Annotated in this window: 17 protein-coding genes; 12 read left to right on the top strand and 5 right to left on the bottom strand. The window is 37.2% G+C overall.

The window, feature by feature from the left end; all coding sequences use genetic code 11:
• Positions 1-120 precede the first annotated feature (120 nt).
• The 7 genes from CNR22_02655 to CNR22_02625 all read left to right on the top strand — a co-directional run bounded on the left by CNR22_02655 (position 121) and on the right by CNR22_02625 (position 9565).
• Positions 121-1458 (top strand): gliding motility-associated lipoprotein, encoded by a 1338-nt coding sequence (locus CNR22_02655; GenBank protein ID PBQ34793.1) that lies wholly within the window; start codon positions 121-123, stop codon positions 1456-1458.
• A gap of 53 nt (positions 1459-1511) precedes the next feature.
• Positions 1512-2312: a gliding motility protein GldL gene (locus CNR22_02650; GenBank protein PBQ30716.1), complete on the top strand. Its 801-nt coding sequence runs from the start codon at positions 1512-1514 to the stop codon at positions 2310-2312.
• A gap of 72 nt (positions 2313-2384) precedes the next feature.
• Complete coding sequence (locus tag CNR22_02645; protein ID PBQ30715.1) at positions 2385-4064, top strand: hypothetical protein; 1680 nt, start codon at positions 2385-2387, stop codon at positions 4062-4064.
• An 11-nt stretch (positions 4065-4075) separates the two neighbouring features.
• Positions 4076-4942, top strand: coding sequence for a hypothetical protein (locus CNR22_02640; GenBank protein PBQ30714.1), 867 nt, complete (start codon positions 4076-4078; stop codon positions 4940-4942).
• 723 nt (positions 4943-5665) lie between these two features.
• Entirely contained in the window at positions 5666-6463 is a 798-nt protein-coding gene (locus tag CNR22_02635) for a hypothetical protein (protein PBQ34792.1), read from the top strand.
• A gap of 39 nt (positions 6464-6502) precedes the next feature.
• On the top strand, positions 6503-8596 hold the full coding sequence (locus CNR22_02630) for a hypothetical protein (GenBank protein ID PBQ30713.1): 2094 nt from the start codon (positions 6503-6505) through the stop codon (positions 8594-8596).
• A gap of 120 nt (positions 8597-8716) precedes the next feature.
• Positions 8717-9565, top strand: a complete 849-nt coding sequence (locus CNR22_02625) for a hypothetical protein (protein PBQ30712.1) — start codon at positions 8717-8719, stop codon at positions 9563-9565.
• Here the strand turns inward: CNR22_02625 and CNR22_02620 are convergent.
• The 5 genes from CNR22_02620 to CNR22_02600 all read right to left on the bottom strand — a co-directional run bounded on the left by CNR22_02620 (position 9562) and on the right by CNR22_02600 (position 14722).
• Positions 9562-11004 carry a hypothetical protein gene (locus CNR22_02620; protein ID PBQ30711.1) on the bottom strand — a complete coding sequence of 481 codons (1443 nt, stop codon included), beginning with the start codon at positions 11002-11004 and terminating at the stop codon, positions 9562-9564. The two genes, CNR22_02625 and CNR22_02620, sit on opposite strands and share 4 nt — an antisense overlap.
• 80 nt (positions 11005-11084) lie before the next feature.
• The gene (locus tag CNR22_02615) at positions 11085-11489 is read right to left on the bottom strand and encodes a hypothetical protein (GenBank protein ID PBQ30710.1); all 405 of its coding nucleotides are present in this window, start codon (positions 11487-11489) and stop codon (positions 11085-11087) included.
• A 17-nt stretch (positions 11490-11506) separates the two neighbouring features.
• Entirely contained in the window at positions 11507-13147 is a 1641-nt protein-coding gene (locus tag CNR22_02610; GenBank protein ID PBQ30709.1) for a methylcrotonoyl-CoA carboxylase, read from the bottom strand.
• A 66-nt stretch (positions 13148-13213) separates the two neighbouring features.
• A complete protein-coding gene (locus CNR22_02605; protein ID PBQ30708.1) occupies positions 13214-13720 on the bottom strand; it encodes a hypothetical protein in 507 nt (168 codons plus the stop codon).
• Positions 13721-13723: 3 nt separating this feature from the next.
• Entirely contained in the window at positions 13724-14722 is a 999-nt protein-coding gene (locus tag CNR22_02600) for a DHH family phosphoesterase (GenBank protein PBQ30707.1), read from the bottom strand.
• Positions 14723-14862: 140 nt separating this feature from the next.
• On the opposite strand from CNR22_02600, the gene CNR22_02595 reads away from it, so the two are divergent.
• The 5 genes from CNR22_02595 (at position 14863) to CNR22_02575 (ending at position 19165) form a co-directional block, all read left to right on the top strand.
• Positions 14863-15060 carry a 30S ribosomal protein S21 gene (locus tag CNR22_02595; GenBank protein ID PBQ30706.1) on the top strand — a complete coding sequence of 66 codons (198 nt, stop codon included), beginning with the start codon at positions 14863-14865 and terminating at the stop codon, positions 15058-15060.
• An 82-nt stretch (positions 15061-15142) separates the two neighbouring features.
• The gene (locus CNR22_02590) at positions 15143-16036 is read left to right on the top strand and encodes a hypothetical protein (protein ID PBQ30705.1); all 894 of its coding nucleotides are present in this window, start codon (positions 15143-15145) and stop codon (positions 16034-16036) included.
• Positions 16037-16062: 26 nt separating this feature from the next.
• Positions 16063-16365, top strand: a complete 303-nt coding sequence (gene raiA, locus CNR22_02585; protein PBQ30704.1) for a ribosomal subunit interface protein — start codon at positions 16063-16065, stop codon at positions 16363-16365.
• Between the two features lie 84 nt (positions 16366-16449).
• Positions 16450-17133, top strand: a complete 684-nt coding sequence (locus CNR22_02580) for a hypothetical protein (GenBank protein PBQ30703.1) — start codon at positions 16450-16452, stop codon at positions 17131-17133.
• Positions 17134-17164: 31 nt separating this feature from the next.
• Positions 17165-19165: a dehydrogenase gene (locus CNR22_02575; protein ID PBQ30702.1), complete on the top strand. Its 2001-nt coding sequence runs from the start codon at positions 17165-17167 to the stop codon at positions 19163-19165.
• Position 19166: the final 1 nt, after the last annotated feature.

The raw sequence follows: 19166 nt of genomic DNA, 5'->3' as shown, positions 1-19166 counted from the left end.
GTTGGCCGCGAGAAATGGTATCAGCCTGATCCTTTTGGAACGCTTTTTATTCCAATGGGAAGCTACCACATGGGGCCCGATGATGAGGAGTCTCCTATGGCGCATACAACCAAATCTAAAATGGTTTCGGTACAGGCGTTTTATATTGACGATTCTGAGATCTCTAATAATGAATACCGCCAGTTTGTATATTGGGTGCGTGACTCTATAGCACGCCGCTTATTAATTGCAGGTGGTCAAGAGGAGGCTTTTGGTATAACTCAGGAAGACTTCTTGCAAACATGGCCTGTTTATACAGGTGACAATAATCTACAGGAGCCTTACGTAAATTGGGAGAATGAAATTGACTGGGCGTCGGGCGACGAGGAGATCCGTGGTATTTTACAACCTATGTACTTACCTGAGGGAGAGCGTTTCTATAACAGAAAAGAAATTGATACCCGTAAGTTGAATTATGAATATTACAGAGTAGACATACGTCTGGCTGCCTCTAAATCAAACAGATTTATTCCAAATAAATCTCCAGATGTACAGGATGCCGCTCATGAGTATAAAAAAGCAGATTATATTAATGGTGTAACCTTAAATGATGGTCAGAATGGCGCCGCAGGTACTCCTGCAACAGGCGTTACAGATCCTTCAAAAGATACAAAAACGCTGGGTACATATAACGTTAAGGATCAGGTTTCTGTTGGTCAGGGGAACTACGTTCCTAGAGAACGCAAGGGTGTTGACCGATCTGCATTTATTATAAAAGATATTATTAATGTTTATCCTGATACTTTAGCCTGGATACACGATTTTACTTATTCATTTAACGAGCCTCTAACAAACATGTATTTCTGGCATCCATCTTATGATGATTATCCGGTTGTAGGTGTAACATGGAAACAAGCTCGCGCCTTTAGTGTTTGGAGATCTAACTTATTAAACAATTTTTTAATCGGTACTGGTCAGTCAATTATTAACGACTTCCGTTTACCAACTGAAAGTGAATGGGAATATGCAGCTCGTGGTGGACTGGAAAAATCTCCGTATCCTTGGGGAGGTCCATATATCCGCAACTCTAAAGGATGTTTCCTCGGTAACTTTAAACCTTTAAGAGGTTCTTATATTGATGATGGTGGTTTTCACACGCTTTACATTTATCAGTATAACCCTAATGATTACGGTTTGTATTGTATGGCTGGTAACGCTTCTGAGTGGACTAGCAATGCGTTTGATGAATCTGCTTATGATTTCCAACACGATCTCAATCCTGATTATGTTTACGAAGCTCAGGAAAAAGATGCTAACGTTTTAAAACGTAAAGTAATTCGTGGAGGAAGCTGGAAAGACGTTGGTTACTATCTGCAAACAAGTGCCCGCACTTATGAATACCAGGATACAGCTAAATGCTACCTTGGTTTCAGAAATGTGATGACTTTCCTCGGTCGTTCTAAATACGACAATTTCTAAAAAAACTAACAACTAACATAAAAAATAACCAACACAACTAATAAAAAACAGCTATGAGTAGATTACCTAAAGTAAAAGGCGGAAAAAAAATAATGCACATTGCCTCCTGTTTCGGTGCGGCTATTGTTATTCTAGGAGCCCTATTTAAAATTATGCACTATCCAGGGGCCTCAATCATGTTACCTGTAGGTCTGATAGTTGAAACCGGTTTATTTATCGCTTTCGGTCTTGATATTCCGCACGAAGAGGTTGACTGGACACTTGCTTATCCTGAATTGGCAGGTATGGGACATGAAGAAAAAATACACGAAGAAGAAGAAGAAAATTTACCTATAACTCAACAATTAGATAATTTATTGGCAGATGCTAAGATCGGACCTGAATTAATCGAAAGTTTAGGAACAGGAATCAGAGCTTTAACAGACACAACTGGTAAAATTTCTGATATTAGCAATGCGACTATCGCTACAAACGAATACGTTGACAGTGTGAAAAACGCTTCTAAAAACGTAACACAATTATCTGATACTTATAGCAGAGCTGCAGATGCCATGGCAAACCTTGCAGATTCTAATGACGCTGGTTCTTCTATTGGTGATTCTTTAACTAAGGTTTCTAAAAATTTATCAGCTTTAAATGCTACTTACGAATTGCAATTGCAAGGAAGTCAATCGCATTTGGAAGCTACAACTAAATTCTATGATGGTTTAGCTGATCTGATGAAAAACCTTCACGATTCTGTTGACGATACTAAAAAATACCGTCAGGAAATGGCAACCTTATCTACTAACTTAACGGCCCTAAACACAGTTTATGGTAACATGTTAAGCGCAATGAACGTTAGACCATCTTAATTGGTGTAACTAAAATTGATTTTAGTATTATTTAAATAGATATCTTTTACTTAAAAAAAATAAAAATATAAAATGGCAGGCGGAAAAGAAACCCCCAGGCAGAAGATGATTGGCTTAATGTACCTGGTACTAACGGCCATGTTAGCTCTAAACGTTTCAAAAGCGATTCTTAAGGGTTATCTTTCAGTGAACGATAGCTTGGAGAAGTCCAAAAAGAATATTGTTGAGAACAATGCCCGCGTTACGGATGCTTTTAAAGCAACTATTAATGGTAATAAAGCTGCAGAACCATACTACAACCAGGCATTACTTGCTCAAAAGGACATCAATGAATTGTACAAATATGTTGATGAAGTGAAGGGTAATTTTATGCGCGTTGTTGGTGGATTTGAAGAGAGTGTTAAAGTAAAAGGCGATACAATTAACCTTAGACACATTCCCTGGGAACCAATTATTGATAACTACGACGTTCCAACTCAGGTTTTAATTGGAGCAGATGAGCATAATCCAAATAAAGGTCCATTGTCTGCATTTGAATTGAAAGCAAAACTGGAAGCATTGCATGATAAATTGGTTGGCCAATTGGATAAAATGCAGAAAACAGACGGAACCCATTTATTGCCTGATGACTATAACAACTTGAAAAAGAAAATTGGCTACATCAAGCCGGTTGCAAGTGGATTTGAAGAGGATGGAATAAAATTCACGTGGGAAATGGATATGGTTGACCATTTACCTATGGCTGCTGTGTTTGTTAACATGAATAAAATTCAGCAGGATCTTAAAAACCTTGAAGCAGAGTTATTACAGGTATTTAGTAGTGCAAGCGGTAAATTAGCTATCAAATTTGATAACATTTATGCGAAAGTTATAGCTCCATCTAATTACATTTCTGCAGGTGAGCCTTACAAAGCTGAAATTTTCTTAGCAGCTACCAATTCAAAATTGGGTGCAGGTGACATGGAAGTGATGTTAGGTATTGACTCGGCTGCTGCTGCTAAAGGCGGTAAGGGTACTTTGTTACCAATTGAAGGAGGGATGGGGAAATACCAGGCAGGAACTGGTGCTCCTGGTGACGTAAAATACTTCGGAGTTATCAAATATAAAAAACCCGATGGTAGTTTTGAGTATTATAATTTTAAACAAGAGTACAAAGTGGCTAAATCAGCTGTGGCTGTTTCTGCTGACCAAATGAATGTGTTTTACCGTGGAGTTACAAATCCGGTTTCTGCTGGTGCTGCCGGAGTTTCTCCAAGTGACATCGTAATCACAGCTAGTGGTGCAGGCGTTAAATTTACTCCTAAAAGTGAAGCTGGGAAATATGATTTCACATTCACAGGAACTGGTGATTGTATGATTACTGTTTCTAAAAGGGGGCCTGACGGTGTTAAACCTGTTGGACCACCGCAAAAATTCAGGGTAAAACCACTTCCTAAACCGGAAGCTAAGATTGGTGGTAAATTTGCACCAGCTGAGATGAAAAAAGGCGACCTTAGTACTGTAGGTGCTATTGGAGCTGGCGCAAACGGATTTGATTTTGCAGCTAATTACATTGTTCAGAGCTACGAGATTGTAGGTAAAGTTAAAGGCGCAGTTAAGATAGCAAATGGAAACGGCGCGAATTTAGCCCCTGACGCTATTGCAATTTTTAAATCGGCTGACGTTGGAACTAAATTGTATATTGATATTAAAGTAAAAGGACCGGATGGCCAGTCGTATGCGTCGACTTGTGGTATTAAAGTTCTTAGATAATTTAACAAATAATGACCATGAAAATTTCCTCTCATAATTTGCTATTGGCTTTGATGGTTTTGGTTGTAAGTTCAATCACGGCTCAACAAAGTATTTTTCAACCTGGTGATTACAAAGACGGGGTTTATGACAAGGAAAACGCTGTAAACCGTCGTTTTATTCCTTACACGCATTTGCGTGAAGGAGATGTAACGTGGGAGAAACGCATTTGGCGGATTATAGATATCCGTGAGAAAGTGAATCAGCCCCTTTATTTTCCTGTTGATCCGGTAGTAAGTAGAATTTCGATCATGCAATTAATGACCAAGTATATTTTATCTGGACAGATTATTGCTTTTACTGACGAAGAGTTCTTAATTCCATGGGAAAGAGCTCAAATTCGTGAGAAAATGGTTATTAAAGGTGATTCGGTAGAGCAAGAACAATTTGACGATCAAGGTAATTCTTTCACTATTAAAGTTCCGGGGTCAGTGGATTCTACCTGGCTTTATCAAAATTTTTGCGAGATTGAATTAAAAGAAGACTGGTTTTTCGATAAACAAAAATCTACTCTTGAAGTTAGGATTATTGGATTGGGTTTCAGTGCTTCTCTTAAAGGGAAAGAAGATTTAGGTTGTGTAAATCAGTTTTATGTTTATTTCCCAGCTTGCAGACCTTTCTTTGCTAAACACGAAGTGTTTAACACAAGAAATGATAGCGAGAGAAGAACTTTCGAAGATATTTTCTGGAAGAGACAATTTTCTAGCGCTATTAAAAAGGAGTCAAACGTTTATGATCGCACCATAGACCAGTATTCTAAAGGCCTGGATGCTCTTCTTGAATCAGATAAGATTAAACAGGATATTTTTCAGAAGGAACACGATTTGTGGCACTTCTAGAGTAGGAGAATCTGAAAACCTCTTGTGAAAACAAGAGGTTTTTTTTTGCCCAAAAATATGCCTATTAAAGGTTAAAAATTCTAAATTTCAAAAACTCATTTCAAATCTTGGTATATTTGTTGATACGCTGGTAATTATGTAATCTACATGTTTATGGAATGTACTAATTGTGCAATAGAACTGTATTACATGACACTTACAAAGCAATATTATTGACATATGAAACAGCCATGTTTCACCAGGCGAAAGCTAGGGAAGTTAACACGGCTATACCACATGAAATTAAAAACACTATTAAAAAGATATGAATAGCCAGGTTTACCGATAACAATCAGTCAACGACGATAATCCTGGTAGTATCAGGAGGCTATTACATATGACCTAAAAAAGCAATTATATCGACATATGAAAAAAAGAATGCTTCTTATTGTTTCAGCGTTTGTTTTCGTTCAAAGTTTTGGTCAAAAACAAGCTCTTGAAAAAAAGTTCTCGGTTAAAGTGGATGGAACTATTAAAAACTACTCTGGTAAAACCGTTTATTTAACGCATAAGTCTGGTGAAAAAGAGTTAATAGATTCCGCGAAAGTTTCTAACGGCAAATTTGTCTTTAATTTAAAAAGTACAGAGCCAACTCTTTATTGGTTTACCATCGCTAATGATCCCACCGGTGTTTATTTTTTCGCCGATGAGAATCCTGCAAAAGCATTTTTGAAAGCGGATTCAATGGCATTTTCGAAAGTAGAGGCGGGCTCTGCAAATTTAGATTATTTGGAATACAGAGCTTTTATAAATAATCTCATTGCTGTTCAACAAAAAATGCAGGCGGACTTTAACACGGCTGCACAAAACAACGATGTAAACGCACAGAATGCTATTAAGGCAGAATACCAAAATTTGAACGGTCAATACATGACGGGCTTAAAAACCTTCATTAAAACGCATCCAAAATCAGCGGTTAGCGCATATGTGATTGGGAATGACTTAAACAATGCCGCAATTCCTTTAACTGAAGTTATAGAAGCTTTAAGTTATGTGGATAAGAGTCTTGAAAACAATTCTTTCATAAAGGCCAGTAACAAACGTGTAGAAGATTCGAAGGGGACGATGGTAGGATATACTGCTACAAATTTTTCACAAACTACACCTGATGGAAAATTAGTTAGCCTTAAGGATTTCAGAGGTAAGTATGTGTTAATCGATTTCTGGGCAAGCTGGTGCAGGCCATGCCGCGCTGAAAATCCAAATGTTGTTGCAGCTTACAACCGTTATAAAGATAAGGGGTTTACAGTGCTAGGTGTTTCTATGGACTCAAATAAAGACCCGTGGTTAAACGCAATACAGCAAGATAACTTAACATGGACACATGTTAGTGATTTAAAAGGCTGGGGGAATGAAGTAGGAAAAATTTATGGCGTTACCGGTATCCCACAAAATTATCTTATTGATAAAGAAGGCAAAATCGTAGCGAAAGATCTGCGTGGCGCTGCTCTTGATGAAAAACTCGCTGAAATCATCAAATAATCCAAGAGAAAAATTAAATTTGCACAAAATTTTTAAAGTATGAAGAATAGTAGACTAGTTGTTGTTGCTTTAGCCGTTACGACATTTGTGAACACAGCCAAGGCTCAGGATCCAACTGTAATGACAATTAATGACAAACCCATTAAAAAATCCGAATTTGAAGCCGTTTATCATAAAAACAATGGTAAAGAGTCGAGTGCTACAAGTAAACCTGTTAAGGAGTATGTAGACCTTTTCTCACTATACAAAAGTAAAGTTTACGAAGCTGAAAGCCTTGGATTGGATACTTTAAGCTCTTTTAAAACAGAATTAGCTGGTTATAGACGCCAGCTGGCGGCTCCTTATTTAACCGACAAAAATACAAATGAGAATTTGTTGACAGAAGGATATGAACGTATGAAAACGGAGGTGAAAGCCTGTCATATTCTTGTGAAGATAGATGAAACAGCTTTACCTAAAGATACGCTTGAAGCCTGGACAAGAATAACTATAATCAGAAATGCTGTGATGGGAAAAATGCCAACAGCCGCTGAAGTTGCGAGTTATGATAAACTATTGAAAAATACTACAGAGGTTGTTAAACAATTTAAAGCCAAAGACAGCACAACTTATAAAACAAAAAGTAAACTCATTAAAGTACTCGGCGCAACATCACAAAACGCTGATAAATTTGAGGCTTCAGCTGTTGCTTTAAGTGAAGATCCTTCTGCCGCAGATAATAAAGGTTACCTTCCTTATTTTTCTACTTTAGACATGGTGTATCCGTTTGAAGTAGCTGCATTTGCCACCAAAGTGGGGGATGTAAGCCAGATTGTGCGTACCCGTTTTGGATACCACATCCTGAAAGTTTACGACAAAAGAACAAGCAGAGGAGAAATAGTTGTAGAGCATATCATGGCGAAGTTTCCAAAAAACGCTTCTGACAAAGACAAAGCTAATGCAAAGGCCAAGATCGATGAGATTTATGCTAAAGTAAAAGCAGGACAAAGCTTTGAAGACCTGGCTCGTCAGTTCAGTGATGACAAACAAAGCAGCGACAAAGGTGGGCAATTACAACCCTTTAAAGGAGATAAGTATCCTAAATCATTTGAAGACGCAGCATTCGCATTAAAAAACAATGGTGATGTAAGCGAACCAGTTGAAACTCCGATCGGATGGCATCTCATTAAACGCGTTGAGTTAAAGGGTGTTCCTCCTTTTAATGAGATTAAAAATGAACTTAAAGCGCGCATTGCACGTGATAGCCGCTCGCAAATGGGTAGAGTAGCTTTAATTGAGCGTGTTAAGAAAGAAAGTGCGTTTAAAGAAAATTTAAAAAACCGCGATGAATTAAGTAAGGTTTTAGATTCAACCTATTTAAAAGCGACCTGGAAAGCAGAGAGAGCAGCTAAACTGGGGAATAAAGAAATTTTTAATCTTGGTGGTAAATCTTACACCCAAAATGATTTTGCTAAGTTTCTGGAAACACAAATGACTTTCCGTCCTAATGGCGATGCCGATAATCTTATGAAAGGTATGTACAAAACCTGGGTAGAAGAAAGTATTGTAGCTTATGAAGATTCTCAGTTGGATAAAAAATATGTTGAGTTTGCTAATCTTTATCGTGAGTACCGCGATGGGATTTTATTATTCGACCTTACCGATCAAAAGGTTTGGAGTAAGGCCGTTAAAGACACCGCTGGTTTAAGAGTTTTTTATGAAAAAAATAAAAATAATTATTTATGGGAAGAGCGCGCTGACGTGACAATTTATAAATGTCAGAACGAAAAAGTTGCGAAAGAAGTTCGTAAGATGTTAAAAGCTGGAAAAACAGAAAAACAAATTACAGAGAGTCTGAATAAAACTTCTCAGTTAAACGTGTCAGCTGAAAATATTACTTACCTAAAAGGTGAAAATAAAAATGTTGATGCAAACTGGGCGAAAGGAGTTGCAGCAAATGACATTAAGGATGAAAAAAATGTTTCTGTACTTGTTGTTAATACAATTATGCCTAAAAGTCCAAAAACACTAGGAGAGAGTCGTGGTAACGTAACTGCTGATTATCAAAATTACCTTGACGCAGAATGGCTTGCTTATCTTAAGAGTAAGTATACCGTGAAAGTTAACCAGGATGTTTTAGATACCATAAAATAATCTTTGACTGAAAAGAGAACCGGATGTTCCTCCCGATAGTATCAGGAGACCATCCGGTTTTTTTATTTTAATTCTTAGTACTTTTTGAAAGTTTCATTTAACTTTAACTTAATTATTCGAGTGAGATATTTTTTTTACATACTTATTTTTCTGATCACATTCTCGTGTAAAACATCTGTAGAAGAAAAGCAAACGGATGCGAAAATTGTAGCGAAGGCCGGAGAGGAAAACCTTGATGTAAACGAATTTATGGAAGAGTTTGTTTCTTCCGGAAACAGCAAGGATAGTATTTACAATGCCAAAAGATCGATTGAGAGCTGGGCTATAGAGGCTTTATTTAATCAGGAAGCATTGGGTAAGCTTAATGAGGAGGAGCTTAATGTGGAAGAACAGGTTGCTGCATATCGCAAGTCGCTGATAAATTATGTTTATGAAACAAAACTTATTGAAGCTAACCTGGATACAGCTATTTCAAAACAAGAAATAGAAAATTACTACAATGAGCACCGGGCAAATTTTATTTTGAAGGAAAATATTATCAAAGTAAATTATTTTAAAATTCCGGTAAGAACTCCAGCGCTTCCTAAAATTAAGAAACTTTTGGGATCTTCTACTGTTAAAGATAAAGAGCAGCTTAAAACACTTTGTATACAGAATGCCGAAAATTTTTTCATGAATGATAGTACCTGGTTATTTCTGGATGATATCAAGAAAGAAATTCCCGCGTTGAAAGAACAACCCGACTTTAATCTAAGTGCAGGTCGCGTGGTAGAGTTCACAGACGATTTATACTTCTATTACCTGAAAGTAAAAGATGTAAAAGTTAAAAATGGATTATCGCCTATAAATTTTGAAGCTCAGAATATTAAGAAATTCATTATCAATATGCGCAAAGCTCAATTGATAATGACGTACAAGAAAACACTTCTGGAAAAAGCGAAAGCAGATAAGAAGTTTATCCTGTACTAAATTTTTATTCCCACTACCAGGATATCGTCAACTTGCTCTAATGTACCTTTCCAGGTTTCGTTAGCATTATTTAAAAGATTTTTCTGAGCAGAGAATCCAATGTGAGAATTCTTAAGAAGCATTTCTTCGAATTGTTTGTACCTGAATTTTTTGCCTTTAGGGCCACCGAATTGATCGGCAAATCCATCTGTAAAGGTATAAATACTGTCGCCATCGCTTAAAGGAATAATGTGTTTTGTAAAAGGCTTATTGAAATCACTGTACCCACAAGGCTGCCTGTTGGCTTTGTATTCGAAAAATTCTTTTCCTTCGGGCAATGAAGGGTTATTGCGGATAATATAAAGGTCATTATTTGCTGATGAGAACTCCAATTCCTTTTTAGATTTGTGAATGCAGCAAACAGTAATATCCATTCCGTCTTTATTCTGACCAAAATTTCCTGTTTGGTTTAAAGTGCTGATAATTTTATCACGCATTAAATTCAAAACTTCTGACGGGTCAGAAATATTCTGACTTGCTATAATTTCGTCCAGGAAAGATAATCCAAGCATGGTCATAAAACCTCCAGGAACGCCATGCCCGGTGCAGTCTGCGGTGACATAAAAAAGCATATCGTCTTTTTCGTGTACCCAATAAAAATCTCCACTTACAATATCTTTAGGTTTAAAAAGAACAAAACTATCTTTAAAATGAGAATTAAATTTTTGTTCAGAAGGGATAAATGCACTTTGAATGTTTTTCGCGTAATTGATACTGTCTGTTATTTCACGATTTTTTTCTTCTAGCGTATCTTTTTGATTTTGTATTTCTACTTTTTGCAAAACGACTTCTTCGTGTTTCTGTTCAATTACTTTTTTTGAACGTTCAAGTTCTAAACGGATTTTAATATCGTTGTAAGTTAAACGGTAGCGTGTGCGTATAAGAAACACACAAAATATAACCACCGTGAGTGTGATTAATCCGCCATTAATAAGAAAATCATCAATTGAAAGTTCGCTGTTAAGCATGTAAAAAATAAAATTGGCCACCAGTGTCATTGCCACAAGGAGCAGAGATAGTCGGAGTTCCCAAAGCACAAGCATTCCAACGCCAATAAAAAGAACCATATAGGCGAAGGCATGCTTTTGAAAATGTGAGATATCCATAACACTCCACATGTAGGCATTCTGGATAGAGATTCCCAAAACAAGAATGAACATACAGGTGTAAATGTTAATGCCAAGCGATTTTCTCAGAAGAAGAATAATGGCGCTAACAGTTGATACTGCGATACGAAAAATAAAAAAGGGAACCAGGTACTCTTTAATAATAAAATAATCGCTGATAAACCAAACGATGTTTAAAATAAGACCTACCCAGCTGGCAATAACATGAAATTTTTCGGTGGACCTGTTGAATTCATGTTTTACAACACTGTCAGCTATGCTTGTTTCCTGCATGTTGATCTTTTGAGTTACGATTAATGAAGATTATACAGTGCTAAATTGCGCTCCAAGATAAGGAAGAAAGTTGAGCAATACTAGCGTTGTGTATTAAGCCATTTAGCGGCATCATCAATAGTTAAAAAGATTTTAAAAGGAACTTTTGGCTTGTTAACTTTTAAATAAAAATTAGCAATGAGTTTATAGGCCAGATTATTGGCAACCACGGCATAAGCGGCAATAGGCGAATCACCATTCATAATATCTGAGTTGTTCCTGGCCTCTTTTGTAAGTGTGAAGCCCTCGGCTGCTGAGAAAATAAAAAGCTTTTTTTTCCCGTCAGCAAGTTTATCGAAAATAGCCCGCATCCTAATCTGCAGCTCTACATCCAGTGTAACATCTTTATTATAGTCTACATGTATAATATCATCGCTCCTCAAAACGATATTGGCTTCGGGTATTTCGATAACCTTTAAAAATGTTATGTTTGGTGTTAGCACCATCTTATATGAACCGATTATTAGGTTTGTAGCACCCCAACGTTGTACTGTTTGGTAATAGGGGAGTGGTTTGCCATTTCTATTCCCATAGCAATTACTTTGCGTGTTTCTAATGGATCAATGATTGCATCAATCCATAAACGCGAGGCTGCATAGTAGGGCGTAGTTTGTTTGTCGTAACGATCTTTGGTTTTATTAAACAATTCTGTTTCTTTTTCGGGAGTAATTTCTTCTCCGTTTGCTTTCAAGCTTGCCACTTCAATTTGCACTAAAACCCTTGCTGCTTGAGAACCGCCCATTACCGCAATTTTTGCCGTTGGCCAACCTACGATCAGTCGCGGATCATAAGCCTTTCCACACATGGCATAGTTTGCAGCGCCATAACTGTTTCCAACAACTATAGTAAATTTGGGAACAACGCTATTAGCCATGGCATTTACAAGTTTTGCGCCATCTTTAATTATTCCTCCCTGTTCACTGCGCGACCCTACCATAAATCCTGTTGCATCCTGAATAAAAATTAAAGGAATTTTTTTCTGATTACAATTCATAATAAAACGCGCAGCTTTATCGGCACTATCACTGTAAATTACGCCTCCAAATTGCATTTCATTACTTCCGCCCGGTTTTTTACCTTTTACAATTTTTCTTTGGTTGGCTACTATACCCACTGCCCAGCCATCAACACGCGCGTAGGTGCAGATGATACTTTGACCATATAATTCTTTGTATTCTTCATGTTCGCTGTTATCTACAAAACGTTCAATAATTTCACGCATGTCGTATTGTTTGTCGCGGGAATCAGGAAGAATGCCATAAATTTCTTTCGGATCTTTTTTAGGAAGAGCTGCTTCGATGCGGTTAAAGCCGGCTTTGTCGTAATCGCCCACCTTACTCATTATATTGCGAATACGCGTAAGGCAATCTGCGTCATCTTTGCATTTATAATCGGTAACACCACTTATTTCGCAATGTGTGGTTGCTCCGCCTAAAGTTTCATTATCAATATGTTCACCAATAGCTGCTTTTACCAGGTAACTTCCTGCAAGAAAAATAGATCCGGTTTTATCTACAATCATAGCCTCATCGCTCATAATAGGAAGATAAGCACCTCCGGCTACACAGCTTCCCATTACCGCGGCGATCTGCAATATACCCATACTGCTCATTACCGCGTTGTTACGGAAGATACGCCCAAAATGTTCTTTATCCGGAAAGATCTCGTCCTGCAGTGGCAAATAAACGCCGGCACTGTCTACCAAATAAATGATGGGTAAACGGTTCTCCATAGCAATTTCCTGTGCGCGTAAATTTTTCTTTCCCGTTATTGGAAACCATGCACCAGCTTTTACGGTAGCATCATTGGCAACAACGATACACTGTTTTCCACTCACATAACCAATCACAATAACCACACCGCCTCCAGGACAACCACCGTGTTCAGCATACATTTCATAGCCGGCAAAAGCACCCATTTCGAAACGTGGAGTATCTTTATCCAGTAAAAAATCAATCCTTTCACGGGCAGACATTTTACCTTGTTCCTTTAATTTTTCGGTCCGCGCTTTTCCGCCACCCAGATGGATTTTTTGCAGGCGTTGCTCCATCTGGCTAATGAGCAAACGCATTGTATCCTCGTTTTTATTAAATTCTAAATCCATATATTGTTTAGGGACAATTAATCAATTCATTAAATTTATGTAAATAATCCTTGTGAAAAAAATGTATTAGACCTTGATCATTTTCAGATATTTAACGGTTTCATCCAGGTAATTTTTTAAACTGAATGCATCTGTTTTTTTAATGATAAGGTCTGGTAAATTAAAACTGTTATTCTGGGCGCATTTTAAATATGCAGCAAGAGAAGAAAAAACCGCAATCGCAAACAAATTTGTTTCGCTACAGGTATTTATAACAGCGTCAAATTTTTTAGTTTTTAATTCAGATTCTTTTTCTTTTTTTGGAAGATTCCATAGCGATTTATCTTTTTTTGAATAGCAGTTCCAATCTCCATAGGTCTTGTCTTTTGAATCTGTTTCAATATAAAAAACTTCGACGTGTTTTTTACTTTCATCAATAAACCGATCGATAACACTTTTGTTAAGTGATTCCTGTTTTTCAATAATCAGCGCTACATTTTCAATTTTATCCCAGGGTATAAATTTTTTTTGCCGGATAGCGTTTTCCTGGCTAACCCGGGATCTTAAAATAATTTTGGCAAGAGCTTTAAACATTTATTAAAATAATGTTTTTACAAGTTCAATAAATTTTGCTTCAGTAGCTGCAAGACTATCATTACTCTTTCCTCCAGCGGCGTTAATATGTCCCCCACCTCCGAAATAGGTTCTGGCAAAGGTGTTCATGTCTATTTTTCCTTTACTTCGGAAGGAGATTTTTACGTAGCCTTCTGATTCATTAAATAATGCGCAAACTTTAATTCCTTTTATGGAGAAGGGGTAATTTACCAATCCTTCAATATCTCCTTTTTGATAATTGAATTTTTCAAGTTCTTTTTCAGTGAGGGCGAAGTAGGCAACAGGGTAGCCTTCTACCATTTTTAATTTTTCATTCAATGCAAAACCGAGAAGTTTTAAACGGTTGAAACTATAACTGTCGTAAACCGCACTATGAATATCTGTTGGAATAATTCCTGTTTTTAAAAGTTCGGCAAGAATTAAATGCGTTTTATAGGTTACGCTCGAATATCTGAAAGAGCCTGTATCTGTCATTAAGCCTGTGTAGAGGCAAGCCGCAATTTTTTTGTCAATTAATTTTTTCTCTCCCAGTCCCACAATAAAATCAAAGATCAATTCGCAGGTGCTGCACGCTTCCACGTCATGAAAATAAAGCGTGGCGTATTTATCGGGCTGTTGGTGGTGATCTATTAGTATTTTAGGTGCAGGTGTTTTTTCGAGAATGCCTCCAAGTTTTTCGAGGCGTTTGTATGAATTAAAATCGAGTGTAAAAATAACATCCGCTGCATTTAAAATTTTTTCTCCTTTTGCTTCATTCTCCTGGAAGTTAAGAACCTGTTTATTACCTGGGAGCCATTGTAAAAATTCAGGATAAGCGTTTGGGACAATGACGGTGACTTTTTTGCCAAGTTTTATAAGAAAAAGGTAAAGCGCCAGGCTGCTTCCCATGGCGTCGCCGTCGGGACTCCAATGCGTAACAATTGCTATTTTTTGGCTGGTTTTAAGCAGTTTTTTAAACTTAGGGAAGCTGTCTTTTTGCATATGAGGCGCAAATTTAGAGTTTTAAGCATGAATAAATCGATAAAGCGTTTAAATTAATCGATAAAAAAAGTAAAAATAGTTTTCCGGGTTATAATAAATTTCATATATTTGCCCCTCTAAATTTAAAATAAACAGTAAAAATGTTAGTAGTTCAGATAAAAGAAGGCGATAATATCGAAAAGGCTCTAAAAAAGTATAAAAAGAAATTTGAAAAAACAGGAGTTGTTAAACAACTACGTGAGCGTTCAAAATTCACTAAACCTTCTGTGCGTCGTCGTGAAGAGATCATTAAGGCCTCTTACAAACAAAAATTACAGATCGGTGCTATCGAAAAATAGGTAAAACCTGTTTTTTTAAGATAAATTAATTGCAATCCTAATTTGAAATTCCTAATTTCGATTAGGATTTTTTATTTTGTATATGGTAGAGGGAGCAGTTAACAGTTTTTTATCCTACCTAAACCTTCAAAAAAGGTTTAGTCCCTTAACCACGAAAAATTACGGAGCAGATCTTCATGATTTTTTTACATTTCTTGATGCTGAACTACAGGGGTACACCCTTACAACCATTTCCTTTCTGCATGTACGTGAATTTGTTGCTCATTTAATGGATAGTGGGTTTTCGCCCCGTAGCGTGAATCGCAAGATCAGCAGCTTAAAATCTTTCTTTAAATATCTTCTAAGAAACGGGGAGATTGACGTAAATCCCACACAAAAGATTCAGGGTCCGAAAATGCCTAAGCGTTTGCCCGTTTTTATTGATGAGAATCATCTCGGAAGTGTTTTTACCACCCAGGAATTTTCTGAAGGGTTTGAAGGATTGCGTGATAAACTATTGATAGATGTTTTGTATCAGACTGGCATTCGTCGCGCTGAACTATTGGGTTTAAAAGAAGGCGATGTAGATCTTTACAATTTGCAGTTAAAAGTTTTAGGTAAACGAAATAAAGAGCGTATTATTCCTTTTGATATTTCTCTAAAACGAAACCTTCAGGAATATCTTACCGTAAAGAAGGAACACCACCTTTCTAACTCTCATTTGTTTGTTACTTTGAACGATACTCCCATTAGTGAGTCACAGATCAGTAAAATTGTTAAGGCCGTTTTAAGCCAGGTGACAACCAGTAAGAAAAAAAGTCCGCATATCTTAAGACACAGTTTTGCTACGCATCTTCTAGATAATGGAGCAGATATTAATGCCGTTAAAGAATTGCTGGGACACAGCAGTTTATCGGCAACGCAGATATACACACACAATTCAATTGACAAATTAAAGAAATCGTATAACCAGGCCCATCCACGATCGGGCAATTAATAATATAAATAAAGGAGGAACAAGTTATGACTATCAACATTCAATCGGTGCATTTTAATGCAGACAGAAAATTACTCGACTTTATAAATGAAAAGGTAGAGAAATTAAGTACTTATTATGATGGAATAATTAGTACTGAAGTTACGTTGCGACTTGATAAAAGTAGCACAAGTGATAACAAGATCGCAGAGATTAAAATGCTGGGCAAAGGTCAGGAGTTTTTCGCCAAAAAACAGTGCGAAAGTTTTGAGGAAGCAACTGATCTTAGTTGTGAAGCTCTTAAAACGCAGATTAAAAAGCATAAAGAAAAATTAATTCAACAACACTAAATTAATAATTTGTTTGAAGGCCGTTCCGATATGTATTGGGACGGCTTTTTTTATTCAAGCAATTAGTTTTATCTTTAACAAGAAATGCGGAAAACACTTTTATTACTCAGCCTTCTCTTCCCACTCCTTGTGCTGTCGCAGGCAAGAGATAAAAGAAGTGCGCCTTTTACGGTGCGTTACAATATAGGGATTCAAAAGTCTGTAAGTAGTCAAAAATTCAGGACCAGTTTTAATGGCGTTTTAGAAAGTAACCTTAGTTTTAATGCAAGACTTTTTAGTACATTCTTTGTCGGTGTAGGGTATCAATACACGCATTTTCAAAATAACAAAGAAGTGTTTGTGTATTATCAAGCTCCGAATACCGGCGCATCTTTGTCATACAATGTTAGAATGGTGGGCAACGCTGGCTTTGTGAAATTAGGGTATGATAAATTTTTTGAGAGGGGGTTTGCTACTTTTGCACTCAATACAGGATATTCGATAGTACAGTACAATAATGTTGTACAGGATTCTGCTGAAGCTAATCGTCCATTTGAAAGAGCTGGATTTAACGCTCCTTTTGTTCAGCCGGAAATATCGGTTAGTTTTATCGCAGACCGTTCACTAACCTTTTCTTTAATGGTTGCCTACACAACCATGTTATATAAATTTGATCCTAAAGCACCGCGATTTAATGCGATCGCTCAGGTGCAAGATAAGTCTAATAATTATTTTATGAGTTGGATTAATATCGGTTTTGGATGCACGGTATTGCTCGGAAAAAGATAATCCATTTTAATTTCTAAATACGTACAAAAGAATGATCACTGCTGAAATGCCCGTTAAATTTGAGAAAAAGAAACACAAAGATTCAATACTTCTTGAACTTTATAATAATATTTTAAAACCCCGTATGATAGAGGAGAAGATGTTGTTACTTCTTCGCCAGGGAAAAATTGCAAAATGGTTTAGTGGAATAGGACAGGAAGCTATTTCTGTGGGTGTAGCTACAGCACTTCATGAAGATGAATATATCCTTCCGATGCACCGAAATCTGGGAGTATTTACAACACGTAAAATTCCTTTGAACAGATTGTTTTCTCAGTTCCAGGGCAAGCCAGGCGGTTTTACTCAAGGGCGTGACCGCTCGTTCCACTTTGGAACAAATGAATATCACATCGTTGGTATGATTTCTCATTTAGGTCCGCAAATGGGCGTGGCCGATGGTATCGCACTTGCGAATAAACTAAAACGTGAGCAAAAAGTTACGGTTGTTTTTAGTGGTGATGGTGGAGCCAGCGAAGGAGATTTTCATGAGAGTATTAATACCGCTGCAGTGTGGAATTTACCTGTAATTTTTATTGTTGAAAATAATGGCTATGGTTTAAGTACTCCGAGCAATGAACAATTTAAATGCAAGTCTTTTGCTGATAAAGCGATTGGTTATGGCATTGAAGGTATTTCGATAGATGGAAATAATGTATTGAAAGTTTATGAGACCATTAAAAATTTAAGTGAAAGTATTCGGAATGATCCACGTCCTGTTCTTTTAGAATGTGTGACCTTTCGTATGCGGGGGCATGAAGAAGCAAGCGGAACAAAATATGTTCCAAAAGAATTGTTTGATATATGGGGCAGGAAAGATCCTGTAGCGACTTTTGAGAAGTTTTTAATTGCAGAAGGAGTGCTTACTGAAGAAGGCGTTGAAACAAAACGTGGGGAGATAAAAAAAGAAATTGAAGAAGGATTGGAAATTGCTTTTGCAGAGCAAAATCCTGTTCCTGACACTGAAAAAGAAATCAATGAATTATTCAAGCCTTATACTACTGAAGATACGAGCAATTCTCCCGGTACTAAAACCAATATGCGTTTAATTGACGCTATTAGTAACGGTATGAAACAGGCCATGCAAAAGCATAAAAATCTTGTTTTAATGGGTCAGGATATTGCAGACTACGGTGGCGTGTTTAAGATCACAGAAGGTTTTGTAGAAGCTTTTGGAAAAGAACGCGTGAGAAATACACCTTTGTGTGAAAGCGCTATTCTTGGCGCGGGTTTTGGATTGTCTATTAACGGACACAAGGCAATGGTAGAAATGCAGTTTGCTGATTTTGTTACCGAAGGCATGACGCAAATTATAAATAACCTGGCGAAGAGTCATTACCGTTGGGGACAAAATGCGGATGTGGTAGTTCGTATGCCTACGGGTGCTGCGGTTGCAGCCGGTCCATTTCACAGTCAGAGTAACGAAGCCTGGTTTTTTAAAACGCCGGGATTAAAAATAGCTTATCCTGCATTTCCGACAGATGCAAAAGGTTTATTGTTGACTGCTTTTGAAGATCCGAATCCGGTAATGTATTTTGAGCACAAGGCCCTGTACAGAAGTATCAGCGAAGATGTTCCCGAGGATTATTTTACCATTCCTTTTGGAAAAGCAAAGCTTTTAAAAGAAGGGACGGATCTTACTATTGTGACGTACGGACTTGGTGTACACTGGGCTTTGGAAGCATTAGAAGAAAATAAGGACATTAAAGCCGATCTGCTGGATTTACGAACATTAGCACCATTAGACATAGAAGCTGTTTACGCTTCCGTAAAAAAAACAGGAAAAGCCATAGTGATGCATGAAGATACTTTAACCGGTGGTATTGCCGGAGAGATTGCATCGCTGATTACTGAAAATTGTTTTGAGTATCTGGATGCTCCTGTAATGCGGGAAGGAAGCCTGGATACACCTGTTCCAATGAACGTGGATTTAGAGCATAACTTTTTACCAAAAGAGCGTTTTAAAGAAAAATTATTAAAACTCTGGAACTATTAGA

This window comes from Sphingobacteriaceae bacterium, assembly GCA_002319075.1.
GTDB lineage: Bacteria > Bacteroidota > Bacteroidia > B-17B0 > Aurantibacillaceae > Aurantibacillus.
This window is presented reverse-complemented; position numbering and strand designations above follow the sequence as displayed.